Raw genomic sequence first — 15,839 nt, 5'->3', positions numbered from 1 at the left:
GCGTTGGACGCATCAGCCTCGTTTTCACACACTGCCTCTCACTGCAACACGCCCATGGCATCACCATGACCACCGACCACCTCACCCCTAGCAGCACCGCCGATGTGCTGCAACGCTTCAACCAGGCCTTTCTGGACCACAACCCCGCGGCACTGGCCGGGCTGATCGCGCCCGACTGCGTGGTCGAGCGCTCGCAGCCCACAGCCGATGGCACCCACATCGTCGGCGGCCCGGCCTGCCTCGCGGCATGGCAGGCCATTGCCGCCAACCGCGACGGCCGCTTCGAACTGGAAGACGTGCAGTCGATAGGCGAGCTGGGCCTGATCTTCTGGACGTACTTCAGCGGCCCGAACTTCGGCAACGCGTCGCGCGGGCTGAACGTGATGCGCGTGCGCGGCGGGCAGGTCGTCGAAGCCCGCGGCTACGTGAAAGCCAAGCCATGAAGAGCTATCACATGAGTCTGGGCTCCGGCCTCGATGGCCTGGTGTTGAAGAACCACGACGTGCCCACGCCCGGGCCAGGCGAGGTGCTGGTGCGCGTGCATGCGGTGTCACTTAACTTCCGCGAGCTGAGCATCCTGCTGCGCGGCCGCTACCCGCTGCCGGTGAAGCCCGACGTGATCGCCGCGGCCGATGGCGCGTGCGAGGTGGTGGCGCTGGGCGAAGGCGTGAACCGCACGCTGCTGGGCGACCGCGTGATCGCGTCGATCTTCCCGCAGTGGATGGATGGGCCGTTCGGCATCGCGCAGGCCGCGCAGTTGGGCGGCTCGCTCGACGGCATGCTGACCGAGTACGCGGTGCTGCCCGAGGCGGCGCTGGTGCCCATCCCGCCCCATCTGTCGTACGACGAAGCCGCCACCCTGCCCTGCGCCGGCGTCACCGCGTGGAACGCGCTGACCGGCGGTGGCGTGCCGCTGCAGGCGGGCGACGCGGTGTTGACGCTGGGCTCGGGCGGTGTCTCGCTGTTCGCGTTGCAGCTGGCCAAGGCGAGCGGTGCCCGCGTGATCGCCACCACCTCGAGCGACGACAAGGCCGAGCGCCTGCGCCAGCTGGGCGCCGACGAGGTGGTGAACTACCAGCGCACGCCCGAGTGGGGCGCGGAGGTGCGCCGCCTGACGCAGGGCACCGGCGTGCGGCACGTGGTGGAGATTGGTGGCGGCAGCACACTGGCGCAGTCGCTGAAGGCGGTGGGGTTCAGTGGCGAGGTGGCCTTCGTCGGCACCGCGGCCGGCGGCGAGAGCCTGTTGGATGCGAACGCGCTGTTCGCCTCGTGCGCCACGCTGCGCGTCATCGCAGCCGGTCACCGCGCGCACTTGGCGCAGATGGCGCGGGCGGTGTCGCAGAGCCGCATCCGCCCGGTCATCGACCGCGTGTTCGAGTTCGGCGACACGCCGCAGGCCTTTGCGTACTACGCGCGGCAGCAGAGCTTCGGCAAGGTAGTGATCCGCGTCGCTTCGTGAACGCGGCTCAACTCGCTTGCAGGCGGGCCGCAGCCGGGTCTGCAATATCCAGGCAGCCCAGGCCTTCAAGCGTGATGCGGACTGCCTCGTCCCATGGCGTGTGCGGCTCGTGGCCCAGCAAAGCGAGCAGGCGCGCGTTGCCCATCTGCACCGGCTGCTGCCACAGGTAGCGCATCTCCTTCATCTCGCGGAACACCGGGACGGACGGCGACGCGAGGACGACCAGCCACCAAGGGAAGCGACTCACCGTGGGCGCTTTGCCGCCGTCGGCGGTGACCACTCGGCGCACCGACTCGGTCATCTGCGAACCGTCTTCATCCCAATGGCCGACCATGTGCACGCGCTCGAACGCCTGCAGCTTCTCTTCACGTTGCAACAGCAGGACCATGGTGCGCGCGACGTCGGGCAGGTAAGCCCACTGATGCCCCACGCCCGCGCGTCCGGGTTGGGTGACACTGCGCACCGGTTTGCCAGGTTTGACCACCCCTTGCGCAAACCAGCTGTTGCCGGCCTTCGGGCCGAAGAAGTCACCGGCGCGCACGACGAGGCTGCGCACACCTTCATCGGCCGCGGCGCGCAGGCGGCGCTCCATCTCGACACGGATGGCGCCCTTGCGCGTGACGGGGCTCTGGGACGATTGCTCGCTCAGCAATGGAAGGGCATCGGGCCCGAAGTTGTAGACCGTGCCTGGCAGCACGATGCGAGCGCCGTTCTCGCGGGCGGCGGCAATGGTGTTGTCCAACATCGGCAGCACGAGCTCGGCCCAGCGTTGGTAGCCCGGCGGGTTGACGGCATGCACGATGACCGAGACGCCCTGTGCGGCGCGGGCCACGTCGGCCGCGTTCATCGCGTCGCCTTCGATCCATTGCAAGCCATCGCCGCGGCCGGAAACGCGCTGCACGTTTCTCACCAGGGCCCGCACCTGCCAGCCCGCCTGGCGCAGCTGCGTGGCCACCTCGCCGCCGATGCCGCCGGTGGCGCCAAGAACCAAGGCCGTCTTGCTGTTTGCATTCATGTTCATCGCGATCTCCTGTGTTGGTGATGCCAGTTTCGGGCGAAGCGCGTTCAAATGGAATTGCTCAACATATTGGTATTGCCATACATTTATGCATGACACAAGACAACCCGAGCTGGGAGCTCTACCGCACATTTCTCGGCGTGCTGACGCAGGGCTCGCTCTCCGGAGCCGCGCGCGAGATCGGCATCGCACAACCCACCGTCGGCCGGCACGTCGATGCCCTGGAGAAGGCGCTCGGGCTGGTGTTGTTCACTCGCTCGCAGGTAGGCTTCTTGCCGACCGAGGCGGCGCTTGCCTTGCGCCCGCTGGCCGAAACCATGGCCAGCACCGCGGCCGCGCTGCAGCGCGTTGCCAGCGGCCAGGCCGAAGGGCAAGGCGCTCGCGGCACGGTGCGCATCACCGCGAGCGAGATCGTCGGCGCCGAGGTGTTGCCACCCATCCTCGCGAAGCTGCGACAGGCCCAACCCGAGTTGACTGTCGAGCTGGTCACGACCAACGAGCTGCAGGACTTGCTGCGCCGCGAGGCCGACATCGCGGTTCGCATGGCCGAGCCCAAGCAGGGCGCGCTGGTGGCCAAACGCATCGGCGCCATCGAGATCGGCATGTACGCACACCGCGAATACCTGGCGCGTTGCGGCACGCCGCGCACCGAGGCCGAGCTGGCCGGCCACACACTGATCGGCTTCGACACCGAAACGCCTTATCTTCGCGCGGCGGGCAAGTTGATGGGTGTGCGCCGAGAGATGTTTCACTTTCGGTGCGACAGCGACGTCACCCAGCTCGGCGCCATCCGCGCCGGCTACGGGGTCGGCATGTGCCAGGTGGGCCTGGCCCGCCGCGACGATCGCCTGGTGCGCCTGCTGCCCAAGCGGTTTTCGCTGCAGCTCGACACCTGGCTCGCGATGCACGAAGACTTGCGAGACAGCCCGCGCTGCAAGCTGACCTTCCAGGCACTGGCCAAGGGCCTGAGCGAGTACATCGGCAAAAGCCGGCCGGCCGCAACCGAGTCGTAAGCCCGTGGGATGAAACCGCAAGGCAGCTGCGTATACGGGGCTGGAGACACTGCCGGCGCCTGCCGGTGGCGCCCATCAACCCCAGCCCACGGAGCCCGCACCATGATCTTTCGTTCCAGCCTCACTTCTCTCGCCCTCGCCAGCCTGCTGGTCGCAGCCGGTTGCTCGTCCATGCCGATGATGTCCAGCGCACCGACGACAACCACCGACGGCGTGCTGACCGGCAAGAACGGCATGACGCTCTACACCTTCGACAAGGACACCGCCGGTACCGGCAAAAGCGTTTGCAATGGTCCTTGCGCCACCAACTGGCCGCCTCTGATGGCCGCCGCCGACGCCAAGGACTCACGCGACTACACCGTGATCACCCGCGACGACGGCGGCAAGCAGGTCGCCTACAAGGGCAAGCCCCTGTACTTCTGGGCCAAGGACGCGAAGGCGGGCGACAAGACCGGCGACGGCTTCAACAACGTCTGGCACGCCGCCAAGCCCTGAGAACGGCTGAACCAGCCCAGCCCCGCAGGGCCGGCGGGCGGCATGGCTTATGCCGCCCTTTCACCCGCGACTTCGTGCGTTTGTTAACGATTTATCAAAGACTGTATCGATCACTTCTCCGTAGCATTCCGGGCTGAAGAAGCGGCTCGCAGTTGCGCGCGCGGCGAACAGCGAGATCGATATGCAGTTTGGCGGGTTGGCCCTTCTCGGGCTGGTGGTGGCGAGCAGTCTGGTGTCACCGAGGGCCGCGACGGCTGCGTCGCTCGACATTGCAGCGGTACCCCCCGCAGTACGCCTCTCCGAACCCGCTGCGGCCCTGACCGCCGACGCCCGCTACGTCGCCGAGTGGGCGCTTCAATCCAACGACAACCAGAACCGGCCGTTCGCCGTGGTCGACAAGAAGGCTGCGCGCATTTACGTCTTCGATGCCGAAGGCCAACTGGTCGGTGCGGCCAATGCACTGCTGGGCCAGGCGCCTGGCGACCATTCGGTGCCGGGTGTGGGTGACGGCGATCTGTCTCGCATCCCGCTGGCCGACCGCACCACGCCGGCAGGCCGTTTTGCGTCACAACCCGGACGCAACCTCAGCGGCGAAGCCATCGTCTGGTTCGACTACAACGCGGCGCTCGCCATCCATCGTGTGCGGCCCGGCGCGTCGCAGGGGCAGCGCCTGGAACGCCTGGCGTCTGGCACGCCGGCAGATAACCGCGCGTCGCTCGGCTGTGTGGTGGTGATGCCCGAGTTCTACGACAGCGTGGTGCTGCCCACCTTGGGCCAGCACCGCGGCGTGGTCTACGTGCTGCCCGAGCTACAGCCCGTGCAGGCGATGTTCGGCACGGCCCAGCCGGTCGCGCAGCAGCGCTGACCGGTCAGGCGGCCGACGATCCTTACTCGTCCCGGCCGCCGAAGATGCCCAGCAGGGCGAGCAGCGACTGGAACACGTTGTAGATGCTCAGGTAAACGCTCAGCGTGGCGGTGATGTAGTTCGTCTCCAGCCCGTCTTGCACGCGCTTCAGGTCGTGCAGGATGAAGGCCGAGAAGATGCCGATCGCAACCACCGACAGCGTGATCATCAACGCGCTCGACTGCAGGAAGACGTTGGCGATACCCGCCACCAGCAGCATGATTGCGCCGATGAAGAGCCACTTGCCCATGGCCGACAGGTCACGCTTGATGACCGACGAGAGCGAGGCCATGCCGAGGAAGATTGCCCCGGTACCGGCAAAGGCCGTCATCACCAAGCCCGCGCCATTCGACAGACCCAGCACGCTGCCGACCAAGCGCGACAGCATCAGCCCCATGAAGAAGGTGAAGCCCAGCAGCACCGGCACGCCGGCTGCGGAGTTCTTGGTCTTCTCGATCGCGAACATGAAGCCGAACGCACCCGCGAGGAAGACGACCAGGCCGATGCCCGGCGACATGGCACGCGTGATGCCCGTGGCCACGCCGATCCAGGCGCCCAGCACCGTGGGCACCATCGACAGCGCCAGCAGCCAGTAAGTGTTGCGCAACACGGTGTTGCGCTGTTGAACCGAGCCGGCGCCATAGGCCGTCTCAAGAGTTCGTACGTCGTAGGTCATGTGAAGTCCTTTCAGGAACAACGGAGAAAACAGCGGTCTATCAGGAAGAAATCAAGACGATGAAAGAGCCAACAACTGGCGCTTGCGACGCGCTCTGATATTGAGCACTTCAACGCCCAATGAGAAGCCCATCGCGGCATAGAGGTAACCCTTGGGAATGTGCACCTCGAAGGCTTCCGCAGTGAGCGCCATGCCCACCATCACCAGGAAAGACAGGGCCAGCACCTTGACCGACGGGTGAGCGTCGACAAAGTCACCGATCGGCTTGGCCGCGAACAGCATCACGCACACCGAGGCAACCACCGCAGCGACCATCACGCCGAGCTGGTCGACCATGCCGACGGCCGTGATCACCGAATCAAGCGAGAACACGATGTCGATCACCGCGATCTGGCCCACGATGCCCCACAGCAGCTTGGCGCTGGCTTCCTTGGTCGTCACGGTCTCAACTGCGGCGCCCGGGGTGCCGTCCAGTTCGCGCGCTTCCACTTCCACGAAGATCTCATGTGAGGCCTTGTAGAGCAGGAACAAGCCGCCCAGCAGCAAGACCAGGTCGCGCCCGCTGATGCCTTGGCCGGCCACGTGGAACAGGTCGTTGTTGAGGCTCATCACCCAGCTCAGCGAGAACAACAACAACAGGCGCGTGGCCATGGCGAAGCCCAGACCGAGGCGGCGGCCCAGGTCGCGCTGATGCGCGGGCAGGCGGCCCACCAGGATGGAGATGAAGATGATGTTGTCGACCCCGAGAACGATTTCGAGGGCGGTGAGCATCGCGAAAGCGATCCAGAGGTTGGGGTCGAGTAGGAATTCCATGGGTGTGAAATTTAGGTTCAGCAACACTTCGCGTAAAGTCGCCATTTTGGAAGCGTGACTTCGAGAAAACCGAACTGACGCCGGGGCAGCCCATGAATTTCAAGCATCTTTACTACTTCTGGGCCACGGCCAAAGCCGGCGGGGTGATGCGGGCGGGCGAGCAGTTGCACACCACGCCGCAAACCCTCTCCGCGCAGATCAAGTTGCTGGAAGACCGGCTGGGCTGCGCTTTGTTCCGCAAGAGCGGCCGGCGCCTCGAGCTGACGGAGCAAGGCCGCACGGCGCTCGGTTACGCCGACCAGATCTTCGCGCTGAGCGCCGAGCTCGAACGCGCCATTGGCGAGGCCAAGCAGGGCCCGACCTCGCTGGACTTTCGCGTGGGCATCGCTGACCAGGTACCGAAAGCCATTGCCTATCGGCTGATCGAACCTGCGCTCGGCGTGACCGGCGTGCGGCTGATCTGCCACGAAGGCAAGATGCAAGACCTGCTGGCCCAAATCTCGGTTCACCGCCTCGACCTCGTCATCGCCGACGAACCCATGGGCAAGAAGCTCAGCGTCAAAGCGTTCAACCACGCGCTCGGCACCACGGCCATGAGTTTCTTCGCGACGCCGGCGTTGTCGGCCTCGCTCCAGGGCCGCTTCCCGAAGTGCCTCGACGGCGCGCCGATGCTGATGCAAGGCGTCACCTCCGCCATGCGCCAGCGGCTGGAGCTGTGGCTCGCCGAACAGGGGCTGCGGCCGCGGCTGATCGGCGAGTTCGACGACGCGGCCTTGATGAAGGCCTTCGGCGGCGAAGGCCAGGGCGTGTTCATGTCACCCACCGTCCTGGAAGACGAAACCTGCACGCAGCATGGGGTGACAGTGCTGGGACGCACGACCGAGTTGGTCGAAGAGTTTTTTGCGATCTCGGTGGAACGGCGATTGACGCACCCGTGTGTAGTGGCAGTGACCGAGGCTGCGCGGGGGCGGTTTCTTTCTTAGGTTTTTCCGTTTCGCGTTGATGCTTCTTCTGCCTACCCAGCGGGTGCGCCGGGTCTCGCTGCGCGCCCTGGCGCCGAGGCGAAGCGAGGCGTGATGGGGAAGTTGCGAAGCAACGACCGCATTGCTCTTGGGCCCCGTGGGTGGCGTCGAGGAGCGCAGGGCTTTGGGGCCGCGTGCGCAGCACGCTTCGTCCTCTGACTTCGCGCGGCTGTTTGAGCGCAGCGGCCAAAGGCCGCGAAGCGAGTTCGGCGCGAGGCCCCAAAACCCGAGCACCGCAGAGCAGTCGGCCACAGGCCGACCGCCACCGTCGGGTCCCCCTTTCTTTGCTTACTTTCTTTCGGGGAAGCGAAAGAAAGTGAGTCGGCTGTCGGGACGACATCCCGACTCGGCCTCACGCAGTGAACAGGACTACGACAAAGCGGCGCAGCAATACCTCAGCCTAAGCGGCTGAAGGGTGCACGACCAAAGACTTCGCCCAGCTGCTCATCGAGAGCGACATAGCGCCACAGCTCCCCACTCGCGCCGCCAGCCCCCCATTTCGCGACATCCCACAGCCTCCCATCGCATCCGAACAGCGCCCCACGCCCCACCTCCTTAGCCTGACGGTGTTGTCACTCAACGCCCGCCACCTCAGGAGGTTTCCATGGCCACTGCCACCCGCTTTGCTTCTTCTCCACGCCGCAGCCTGCTGCTCGCAGCGCTCGCCATCGCGCTGTCTGCATCAACGGGCATGGCGATCGCCGCTACCACCGACGCCCAGTTCCAATCCGCCTTCCAGACCTTCCAGGCCGCACAAAAAGGCGATGAAGCCGCGGTCGAGCGCGCCGCCGAGCAGTTCAACGACTTGCTGAAAGCCGACCCCGGCCAGCCGATGCTGATGGCCTATGCCGGCGCGGCCACCGCGCTCAAAGCCAAGACGACGATGCTGCCGTGGAAGAAGATGAGCCAAGCGGAAGACGGCCTCGCGATGATCGACAAGGCGCTGGCGTTGCTGCAGCCCGTGCACGACACCACGCTGCTGAACCGCACGCCGGTGAGCCTGCAGACGCGCTTCACGGCGGCCAACACCTTTCTCGGCATGCCCTCGATGTTCAACCGCGGCACCCGCGGCGCGAAGCTGCTGGCCGATGTGCAGAACAGCCCGCTGTTGTCGCAGGCGACCCCCGGCTTCCAGGGTGCGGTGCTGATGCGCGCGGCCGAACTCGCGGCCAAGGAATTCCGCACCGCCGACGCACGCCGCGACCTCACCGACGTGATCCAGCGCAGCCTGCCGCAGGCCGAGGCCGCCAAGGCGCAACTCGCCGGGTTGCCGCAATGAAGAACCCACCCGCGGTCTCTGCCGTGAACGCTGCGCCGGTGATCGAGCTGCGGGGCGTGCACAAGACCTACCGGCTCGGCGCCCACGTGGTGCCGGCGCTGCAAGGCATCGACCTGCAGGTCTACCCCGGCGAGATGCTGGCACTGACCGGCCCCTCGGGCAGCGGCAAGAGCACCATCCTCAACCTCGCGGGTCTGATCGACTCGCCCGATGCCGGCGAGATCCTGCTGCGCGGCGAGCGGGTCGACACGCGCGACGAGAAGCGTGCCGCACTGCTGCGCCGCGATGCGCTCGGCTTCGTCTTCCAGAGCTTCAACCTGGTGCCGGTGATGACGGTGGCCGAGAACGTCGACTACCCGCTGTTCCTCGCCGGCGTGCCTGCGGCCGAGCGCAAACGCCGCGTGGCCGAGGTGCTCGAATCGGTGGGCCTGCAAGACCACGCGAAGCACCGGCCCGACGCACTTTCAGGCGGGCAGCGCCAACGGGTGGCGATTGCGCGGGCCCTGGTCAAACGCCCGCAGCTCGTGATCGCCGACGAGCCCACCGCCAGCCTCGACTCGCGCACCGCCGACCAGGTGCTCGACCTGATGCGCGAACGCGGCCACGCCGAAGGCGCCGCTTTCGTGATCGCTACGCACGACCACCGGCTCACGCGTCGCTGCGACCGCATCGTCGCGTTGCTCGACGGCCGCATCACCGAACCGACGGAGGCAATGCAATGAACGCCCAGTGGCTCAAGTTCGCCTTTCTCAACACGCTGCGCAACCGCCGGCGTTCCGTCGTCACCGTGTCGATCGCGGCGCTGGGCACCGCGGCCATCCTGCTAGCCGGCGGCTTTGCCATCTTTACCTACGACGCGCTCGCTCAATCGTCGGCCCGCAACACCGGGCACCTGATCATCGGCAAGCCCGAGCAGTTCACGAAGGACGAAGCCACGCCACTCGAGCACGGACTGGACAACGCCGATGCGCTCAAGGCGAAGCTGCTCGCCGATGCCGACGTGCGCGCGGTGTTGCCCAAGGTCGAGTTCAGCGGGCTCATCAGCAACGGCGACAAGTCGACGGTGATGATGGCCGTGGGCGTGTCGCCCGATGACGAGTTCTCGGTCAAGGGCCCATTCCTGCGCATCACGATGGGTGACGTGCTGAGCGGCGGCGGGGGAGGCACAAGCGCGGCCAGCTTGCAGGTGATGCTCGGCGAAGCGTTGGCGCGGAGCCTCAATGCCAAGCCTGGCAGCAGTCTCACGCTGCTGGCCAGCACGACCGACGGCGCACTCAACGCGATGGACGTGCAAGTGAAAGGCACCTTCTCGACCGGCGTGCCCGAGATCGACAAGCGCCTCGTCTACACCGACGTGCTCACCGCTCAGAAGCTGCTCAACACGCAGCGCGTGAGCAGCCTCGGCGTGTTCCTCAACCGCATGGACCTCACGCTGCCGGCGCAGGCGCGCATTGCCGCGGAGCAGCCGCAGCTCACGGTGCAGACCTGGGTCGACCAAGCCACTTTCTACCAAGGCGTGAAGGCGCTCTACAACCGCATCTTCGGCGCACTGGGCGTGATCATCGGCGTGATCGTGGTGTTCGTCGTCACCAATGCGATGGCCATGGCGATCATCGAGCGCACCCGCGAAATCGGCACGCTGCGCGCGATGGGCACGCTGCCCGGTCAGCTGCTGCGCACGCTGGCGCTCGAAGGCATGGTGCTCGGCGGCGCCGGCGCCGTGGTGGGTGCAGCCATTGCGCTGGCCGTGAGCGTGGTGCTCTACATGGTGCCAGTGCAGATGCCACCGCCTCCCGGCCGCTCGACCGGCTACCCGCTCAACATCGCCATCGACCCGTCGCTGTACGTCGTGACGCTCGTCGTGATGGTGGGCCTGGCGATGCTGGCCTCGGCCTGGGTCGCGCGCAAGACGGTGCACCAGCCGGTGGTCACTGCACTGGCCCACACCTGAGCTCATACACACCCATCTGCCTTCGCTTCAACCCAAGGACAAGCATGAACTCCTTTCAACACATTGCACTGGCCGCGTTGCTGCTGACGGGTGTGCAAGCCCACGCCCAAGGCACGGCGGATCTGCTCAAGGCCACCGACCGCTACCGCATGAGTGCAAGCAACATGCAGGTCGACACGCAGATCAACACCTTCAACACCGATGGCTCGCCCGACAAGGAGCGCCGCTACACAGTGTTCGCGCAGGCCAACCACCAGTCGCTGGTGCTGATGCAGAGCCCGGCAGAGAAAGGCCAGAAGGTGCTGATGCTGGCCGACGACTTCTGGCTGCTGATGCCGAACAGCCAGCGCCCGCTGCGCATCACGCCGATGCAGAAGCTGCTCGGTGACGCGTCGACCGGGGACATCGCCACCATGAGCTGGGCCGAGGACTACACCGCACAGCTCGTCGGCGACGAGACCTGCGGCGACGCACCGTGCACCCACCTCAGCCTCACGGCGGCACGCAAAGGCGTCACCTACGCCCGCATCGAGCTGTGGATCGGCAAGACGCGGCACGAGCCCTTGAAGGCCGACCTGTATGTGCAGTCCGACAAGCTCGCCAAGCAGGCCCGCTTCGTGATGGACAAGCCCGGCGCACCGACGGCCGTGTCGGAGATGGTGTTGCGCGACCAGCTCAGCAACCACAAGGAAACACGCGTTCGCTACCTTTCGCGCAAGGAGCGCACGGTCCCCGAGGCCTGGTTGAACCCAATGTTCCTCGCCCGCAACCCGAGCCTGGACTGACCGTGTCCAACGCCATTCGATTCGCTGCCGGTGCGCTGGCAGCCAGCGTGAGCGTGGGCGCCTGGGCCGATGCCGACTTCAGCGGCCAGCTGCGCCTGCGCGTGGACGACCGCCAGGCCTCCACGCAAGGCCCGCTAGCCCAAGCCGCGCAACTCGCGCCGCAGTTGATCGCGCTGCCCGCCAGCTCGGGCTCGATCGAAACCGAGCTGCGCGGCCGCTGGAACCTGCTGAGCGCCGCCGTGGCCTTGCGCCAGGAACGGCCCGAGTCGACGGCATGGCACAGCGACGCCACGGTGAACGAGCTCTATGCCTCGGGCGACGCCGGTGGCTGGCAGTTCAGCGCCGGCCGCAAGATCGTCGCGTGGGACGTGGGCTACGGCTTCCGCCCGAACGACGTCGTGCAGCAGGAAGCGCGTCGCACCTTGCTCATCAGCACGCAGCAAGGCCGCGCGCTGGTGCAGGCGGAGCACTTCGATGCGCACACCGCCTGGTCGCTGGTGTGGGTGAACCCGCAGCGCGCAACCGAGGGAGACGCGTCACAAGCATTCGGTGCCGACGAGCAGGCGCTCGCAGCGCGCGTCTACGCCCACGTCGGCGCCGCCGACTGGCACGGCTTCGCACGCTGGGGCCAGCACACGCGCAGCAGTCTGGGYGCCGCGACCTCGTGGGTCGCGAGCGACAGCCTCGAGTTGCACGCGTCCGTGCGCTGGGCCGAGCGGGCCGACGTGCTGGCCATCGACCCATCGGCGCAAGGCCTGGTCGGCAGCAGCCCCTATCGCGTGACCACGCAGAACAACCGCCAGCAGCTCCTGCTGGGCAGCACTTGGACAGCCGAGAACAAGCTGAGCCTGATGGCCGAGTTCTGGTACGACGGCACCGCTGCGTCCGACGCGCAATGGGATGCCTGGAACGCACGCAACCAGCAGTTGACGCAGGCCTGGGTGCCCGGTGGTCCCGATGCATTGCGCCGCGGCGGGGCCGGCAACCTCGGCTGGCAGGCGCAAGCCTTCGGTGGGCAAAGCCTGCGCCGCCAAAACGTGTTCGTGCGCGCCTCGTGGGACCACGAAGGCTGGCAGCCGAGCATCGACATGCTTTACATGCCCGCCGACCGCGGCCGCGTGATCACCGCAGCGCTGGGCTGGCAGGGCGACCGGCTGCGGGTCGACGCCGGCATGCGCGTGAATGCCGGGCCGGGCGATTCGGTGGCCGCACAACTGCCGGTGAAGCGAACGGCGTTCGCCGCGCTGACCTGGGCGTTCTGAATCAGATCCCGCAACTGGCGTCGGCTGGACAAGACATGGAGCAGCCCTTACGCTGCAACGCCCTGCGGCGGGCTCGCCCTCAGCATGACGACCGACTTCTACGACCAACTCACGCCGCTGTACCACCTGGTCCACCAGGACTGGAACGCCAGCATCAAACTGCAAGGCGAGCAACTCGCTGGCCTCATCGGATCGCACTGGCCCGGCAGCCGCAAGCTGCTCGATGTGTCATGCGGCATCGGCACCCAGGCCCTCGGCCTCGCGATGCGTGGCTATGCGGTCACCGCGTCTGACCTGTCGCCCAACGAGATCGTGCGTGCCGGCCACGAGGCCGCGCTCCGCGGCGTGGACCTGGCGCTGTCGGTGTGCGACATGCGGCAGGCCCATGCACACCACGGCTCCGGCTTCGACGTGGTGATCTCCGGCGACAACTCGCTGCCGCACCTGCTCACCGACCACGACATCGTCACGGCGCTGAAGGAAATGCGGGCCTGCCTGCGCGAAGGCGGCGGGTGCCTCGTCACCGTGAGGGACTACGAGCGCGAGGAGCGCGGCAAGAACCTCGTCAAGCCCTACGGCACACGCCTCGTCGACGGCCGCCGCTACCTGCTGTTCCAGGTGTGGGACTTCGACGATGAGCACTACGACCTGAGCTTCTTCTTCGTCGAAGAAGACCTGTCGACGCGCGAGGTCACGACGCACGTGATGCGATCACGCTACTACGCGGTGTCGACATCGAAGCTGACGGCGCTGATGCGAGAGGCGGGCTTCGAGGATGTACGGCGCCTGGACGGCGTCTTCTATCAGCCCGTGCTGATCGGCACACGGGCATGACAAACCAGATCTGGCTTCTCATCGTCGGCGCCATGGTCGCCGGTTTCGTTCAAGGTCTCTCGGGCTTCGCGTTCGGCATGGTCGCGATGTCGATCTGGGTCTGGGGCGTGGAGCCGCACCTGGCGGCGGTGATGGCCGTGTTCGGCGGACTGACGGGGCAGGTGTTTTCCGCCATCACCGCGCGGCGGGGGTTGCGCGTGGCAGCACTGTGGCCACTTCTCGCCGGTGCGGTGGTGGGCATTCCCATCGGCGTGGCAGTGCTGCCGCTGCTGAACCCGGCGCTGTTCAAGCTGACGCTGGGTGTGCTGCTCATGGTCTTCTGCCCGGCGATGTTGATGGCGCAGCGCTTTCCACGCATCCAGTTCGGTGGTCGTCTCGCGGACGGCGTGGCCGGCGCAGCCGGCGGCGTGATGGGCGGCATCGGCGGCTTCACCGGCGTGATTCCCACGCTGTGGCTCACGCTGCGCGGGCTCGACAAGGAGACGCAGCGTAGCCTGATCCAGAACTTCAACCTCGCAGCGCTTTCCATGACGATGGCGACCTACCTCTTCACCGGCGTGGTCACGCGAGAGATGCTCCCGCTCTTTGCGCTGGTGGCGCCGGCGCTGATCATCCCCTCGCTGCTAGGCGCCCGTTTGTACGTGGGCCTGAGCGAGAGCAGCTTTCGCCGCGTCGTACTCACACTGCTGACTGTGTCGGGCGTGACGATGGTGGTTTCGTCCGTGTCGTCCTTGTTGCGCTGAAGCCTGTGCCATACGGTATTCGCGGGATCGTCTTGACGAGCCCTCGGCTCGGCGTGCAGCATGGGATTGCTTGGCACCGAGACACCACGACGAGATGAACACAGACGACGCCACGACCTTCGAAGGGGGCTGCACCTGCCGCCAAGTGCGCTACCGCATGACGGACACGCCCTTGTTCGTGCACTGTTGCCATTGCCGTTGGTGCCAGCGCGAGACGGGTGCTTCGTTCGCGCTCAACGCGATGATCGAGGCCGACCGCGTGCAACTCGTCAGCGGCGAGCCTGACCGGGTGCTCACGCCATCTGAGAGCGGGCTCGGGCAGACCATCTGCCGCTGCCCGAGCTGCCACGTGGCGGTGTGGAGCCACTATGCCGGCTCCGGCGATTCGGTGTGCTTCGTGCGCGTCGGCACGCTCGACGAACCGGACCGCTTTCCGCCGGACATCCACATCTTCACCGCGTCGAAGCAGCCCTGGGTCTTGCTGCCGCCCGGCACACCGGCGGTGGCGGAGTACTACAAGGCCTCGGAGCTGTGGCCAGCCGAGAGCCTGGCGCGGCGTGCGGCGCTGAAGGCCGCGCAGAAGTCGGCCTGAAGGGAATTCAGGCCTGCGTCTTCGGTGGCTGCGGACGCATCAGCCCTTCTTGCGCGACCGAGGCGATGAGCCGCCCGTCTTGCGTGTAGATGCTGCCGCGGCAAAAGCCGCGTGCACCGTGGGCGGCCGGCGAGTCGGTGGCATAGAGCAACCACTCGTCCATGCGGAACTCGTCGTGGAACCACATCGCGTGATCGAGGCTCACGGCCTGCACGCTGCCGTTCATGAAGCTCAGGCCGTGCGGCAACAGGGCGGCATGCAGCAGACCGAAGTCGGACGCATACGCGAGCATCGCCTGGTGCAGCACCGGGTCGTCGGGCAGACGGTCGGAGGCGCGCAGCCAGGCGTCATCGCGCGGCGCACGCGTCTGCGGGTTGAACGGGTCGTGTGGCACGCACTGGCGGATTTCGATCGCCGTCTCGGCATGCAGCACGGCACGCATGTGCGCGGGCCATTTGTCGATGTTCTGGCGCCGCAGCTCGTTCACGCTCGTCAAGCCCTCCGGGCCCACCACCTTCGGCATCTCGGCCTGGTGCACAGGGCCGTCTTCCTTTACATGGAACGAGGCGGCGAAGTTGAAGATCGGCTGCCCGTGCTGGATGGCGACGACGCGGCGCGTGGTGAAGCTGCCGCCGTCGCGGATGCGGTCGACGTCATAGACGATCTTCGCGGCCTTGTCGCCGGGGCGCAGAAAGTAGGCGTGCAGCGAATGCACGCTGCGCGAAGGCTCGACGGTCAGCGCCGCCGCCATCAGGGCCTGGCCGAGCACCTGGCCGCCGAACACGCGTGGGCTGCCGATGTCACCGCTCACGCCGCGAAAGAGGTTGTGCTCCAGCTGCTCGACCTGCAGCATCTCGACGAGTTCCTGGACGTGCGCTTTCATGGGGGGATGATCTCATGGCACTGCCTGTGCTTGCGCGGTGGGACGCTCACGAAACCCTGCAATCACGCCGGTACATGCGCCGCCTTTAACATCGCCGCTGCCGTTTTTCA

18 protein-coding genes are annotated in these 15,839 nt (G+C 66.6%); 14 read left to right on the top strand and 4 right to left on the bottom strand.

Features of this window, described 5'->3' with window-relative positions:
- Window positions 1-65: 65 nt before the first annotated feature.
- Both AC1DYS_RS06250 and AC1DYS_RS06245 read left to right on the top strand, forming a co-directional pair.
- Window positions 66-443, top strand: coding sequence for a nuclear transport factor 2 family protein (locus AC1DYS_RS06250; protein WP_477897090.1), 378 nt, complete (start codon window positions 66-68; stop codon window positions 441-443).
- Window positions 440-1,459 (top strand): zinc-dependent alcohol dehydrogenase family protein, encoded by a 1,020-nt coding sequence (locus tag AC1DYS_RS06245; protein WP_477897088.1) that lies wholly within the window; start codon window positions 440-442, stop codon window positions 1,457-1,459. The genes AC1DYS_RS06250 and AC1DYS_RS06245 overlap by 4 nt, the downstream gene beginning before the upstream one ends.
- Before the next feature lie 7 nt (window positions 1,460-1,466).
- On the opposite strand, the gene AC1DYS_RS06240 is transcribed toward AC1DYS_RS06245, so the two are convergent.
- The gene (locus AC1DYS_RS06240) at window positions 1,467-2,474 is read right to left on the bottom strand and encodes an NAD(P)H-binding protein (RefSeq protein ID WP_477897297.1); all 1,008 of its coding nucleotides are present in this window, start codon (window positions 2,472-2,474) and stop codon (window positions 1,467-1,469) included.
- 95 nt (window positions 2,475-2,569) lie between these two features.
- Between AC1DYS_RS06240 and AC1DYS_RS06235 the strand changes: the two genes are divergently transcribed.
- The 3 genes from AC1DYS_RS06235 (at window position 2,570) to AC1DYS_RS06225 (ending at window position 4,850) form a co-directional block, all read left to right on the top strand.
- Entirely contained in the window at window positions 2,570-3,490 is a 921-nt protein-coding gene (locus AC1DYS_RS06235; RefSeq protein ID WP_477897086.1) for a LysR family transcriptional regulator, read from the top strand.
- 102 nt (window positions 3,491-3,592) lie between these two features.
- On the top strand, window positions 3,593-3,985 hold the full coding sequence (locus tag AC1DYS_RS06230; RefSeq protein ID WP_477897084.1) for a COG4315 family predicted lipoprotein: 393 nt from the start codon (window positions 3,593-3,595) through the stop codon (window positions 3,983-3,985).
- Window positions 3,986-4,181: 196 nt separating this feature from the next.
- The gene (locus AC1DYS_RS06225) at window positions 4,182-4,850 is read left to right on the top strand and encodes a L,D-transpeptidase (RefSeq protein WP_477897082.1); all 669 of its coding nucleotides are present in this window, start codon (window positions 4,182-4,184) and stop codon (window positions 4,848-4,850) included.
- 22 nt (window positions 4,851-4,872) lie between these two features.
- Here the strand turns inward: AC1DYS_RS06225 and AC1DYS_RS06220 are convergent, their stop codons facing one another.
- A complete protein-coding gene (locus AC1DYS_RS06220; protein WP_477897080.1) occupies window positions 4,873-5,565 on the bottom strand; it encodes a Bax inhibitor-1/YccA family protein in 693 nt (230 codons plus the stop codon).
- Window positions 5,566-5,616: 51 nt separating this feature from the next.
- Complete coding sequence (locus AC1DYS_RS06215; RefSeq protein ID WP_477897078.1) at window positions 5,617-6,378, bottom strand: TerC family protein; 762 nt, start codon at window positions 6,376-6,378, stop codon at window positions 5,617-5,619.
- Window positions 6,379-6,470: 92 nt separating this feature from the next.
- On the opposite strand from AC1DYS_RS06215, the gene nhaR reads away from it, so the two are divergent.
- From nhaR to AC1DYS_RS06170, 9 genes are all read left to right on the top strand, one after another.
- Complete coding sequence (gene nhaR, locus AC1DYS_RS06210) at window positions 6,471-7,361, top strand: transcriptional activator NhaR (RefSeq protein ID WP_477897076.1); 891 nt, start codon at window positions 6,471-6,473, stop codon at window positions 7,359-7,361.
- Between the two features lie 643 nt (window positions 7,362-8,004).
- Entirely contained in the window at window positions 8,005-8,679 is a 675-nt protein-coding gene (locus tag AC1DYS_RS06205; protein ID WP_477897074.1) for a hypothetical protein, read from the top strand.
- Window positions 8,676-9,401 (top strand): ABC transporter ATP-binding protein, encoded by a 726-nt coding sequence (locus AC1DYS_RS06200; RefSeq protein WP_477897072.1) that lies wholly within the window; start codon window positions 8,676-8,678, stop codon window positions 9,399-9,401. Before AC1DYS_RS06205 ends, AC1DYS_RS06200 begins: the two co-directional genes overlap by 4 nt.
- Window positions 9,398-10,630 (top strand): ABC transporter permease, encoded by a 1,233-nt coding sequence (locus AC1DYS_RS06195; RefSeq protein WP_477897070.1) that lies wholly within the window; start codon window positions 9,398-9,400, stop codon window positions 10,628-10,630. Before AC1DYS_RS06200 ends, AC1DYS_RS06195 begins: the two co-directional genes overlap by 4 nt.
- A gap of 44 nt (window positions 10,631-10,674) precedes the next feature.
- Window positions 10,675-11,415 carry an outer membrane lipoprotein-sorting protein gene (locus AC1DYS_RS06190; RefSeq protein ID WP_477897068.1) on the top strand — a complete coding sequence of 247 codons (741 nt, stop codon included), beginning with the start codon at window positions 10,675-10,677 and terminating at the stop codon, window positions 11,413-11,415.
- Between the two features lie 2 nt (window positions 11,416-11,417).
- Entirely contained in the window at window positions 11,418-12,677 is a 1,260-nt protein-coding gene (locus tag AC1DYS_RS06185) for a hypothetical protein (RefSeq protein ID WP_477897066.1), read from the top strand.
- Window positions 12,678-12,761: 84 nt separating this feature from the next.
- Window positions 12,762-13,511, top strand: a complete 750-nt coding sequence (locus AC1DYS_RS06180) for a class I SAM-dependent methyltransferase (protein WP_477897064.1) — start codon at window positions 12,762-12,764, stop codon at window positions 13,509-13,511.
- A complete protein-coding gene (locus AC1DYS_RS06175) occupies window positions 13,508-14,254 on the top strand; it encodes a sulfite exporter TauE/SafE family protein (protein WP_477897062.1) in 747 nt (248 codons plus the stop codon). The genes AC1DYS_RS06180 and AC1DYS_RS06175 overlap by 4 nt, the downstream gene beginning before the upstream one ends.
- A 94-nt stretch (window positions 14,255-14,348) precedes the next feature.
- Entirely contained in the window at window positions 14,349-14,846 is a 498-nt protein-coding gene (locus AC1DYS_RS06170; protein ID WP_477897060.1) for a GFA family protein, read from the top strand.
- A 7-nt stretch (window positions 14,847-14,853) separates the two neighbouring features.
- Here the strand turns inward: AC1DYS_RS06170 and tesB are convergent, their stop codons facing one another.
- Entirely contained in the window at window positions 14,854-15,729 is an 876-nt protein-coding gene (gene tesB / locus AC1DYS_RS06165; RefSeq protein WP_477897058.1) for an acyl-CoA thioesterase II, read from the bottom strand.
- Window positions 15,730-15,839: the final 110 nt, after the last annotated feature.

The organism is Rhizobacter sp. P2_G4, assembly GCF_056403575.1.
Note: the sequence above shows the minus strand (reverse complement) of the source record. Positions and strands in the feature narration are given on the sequence as shown.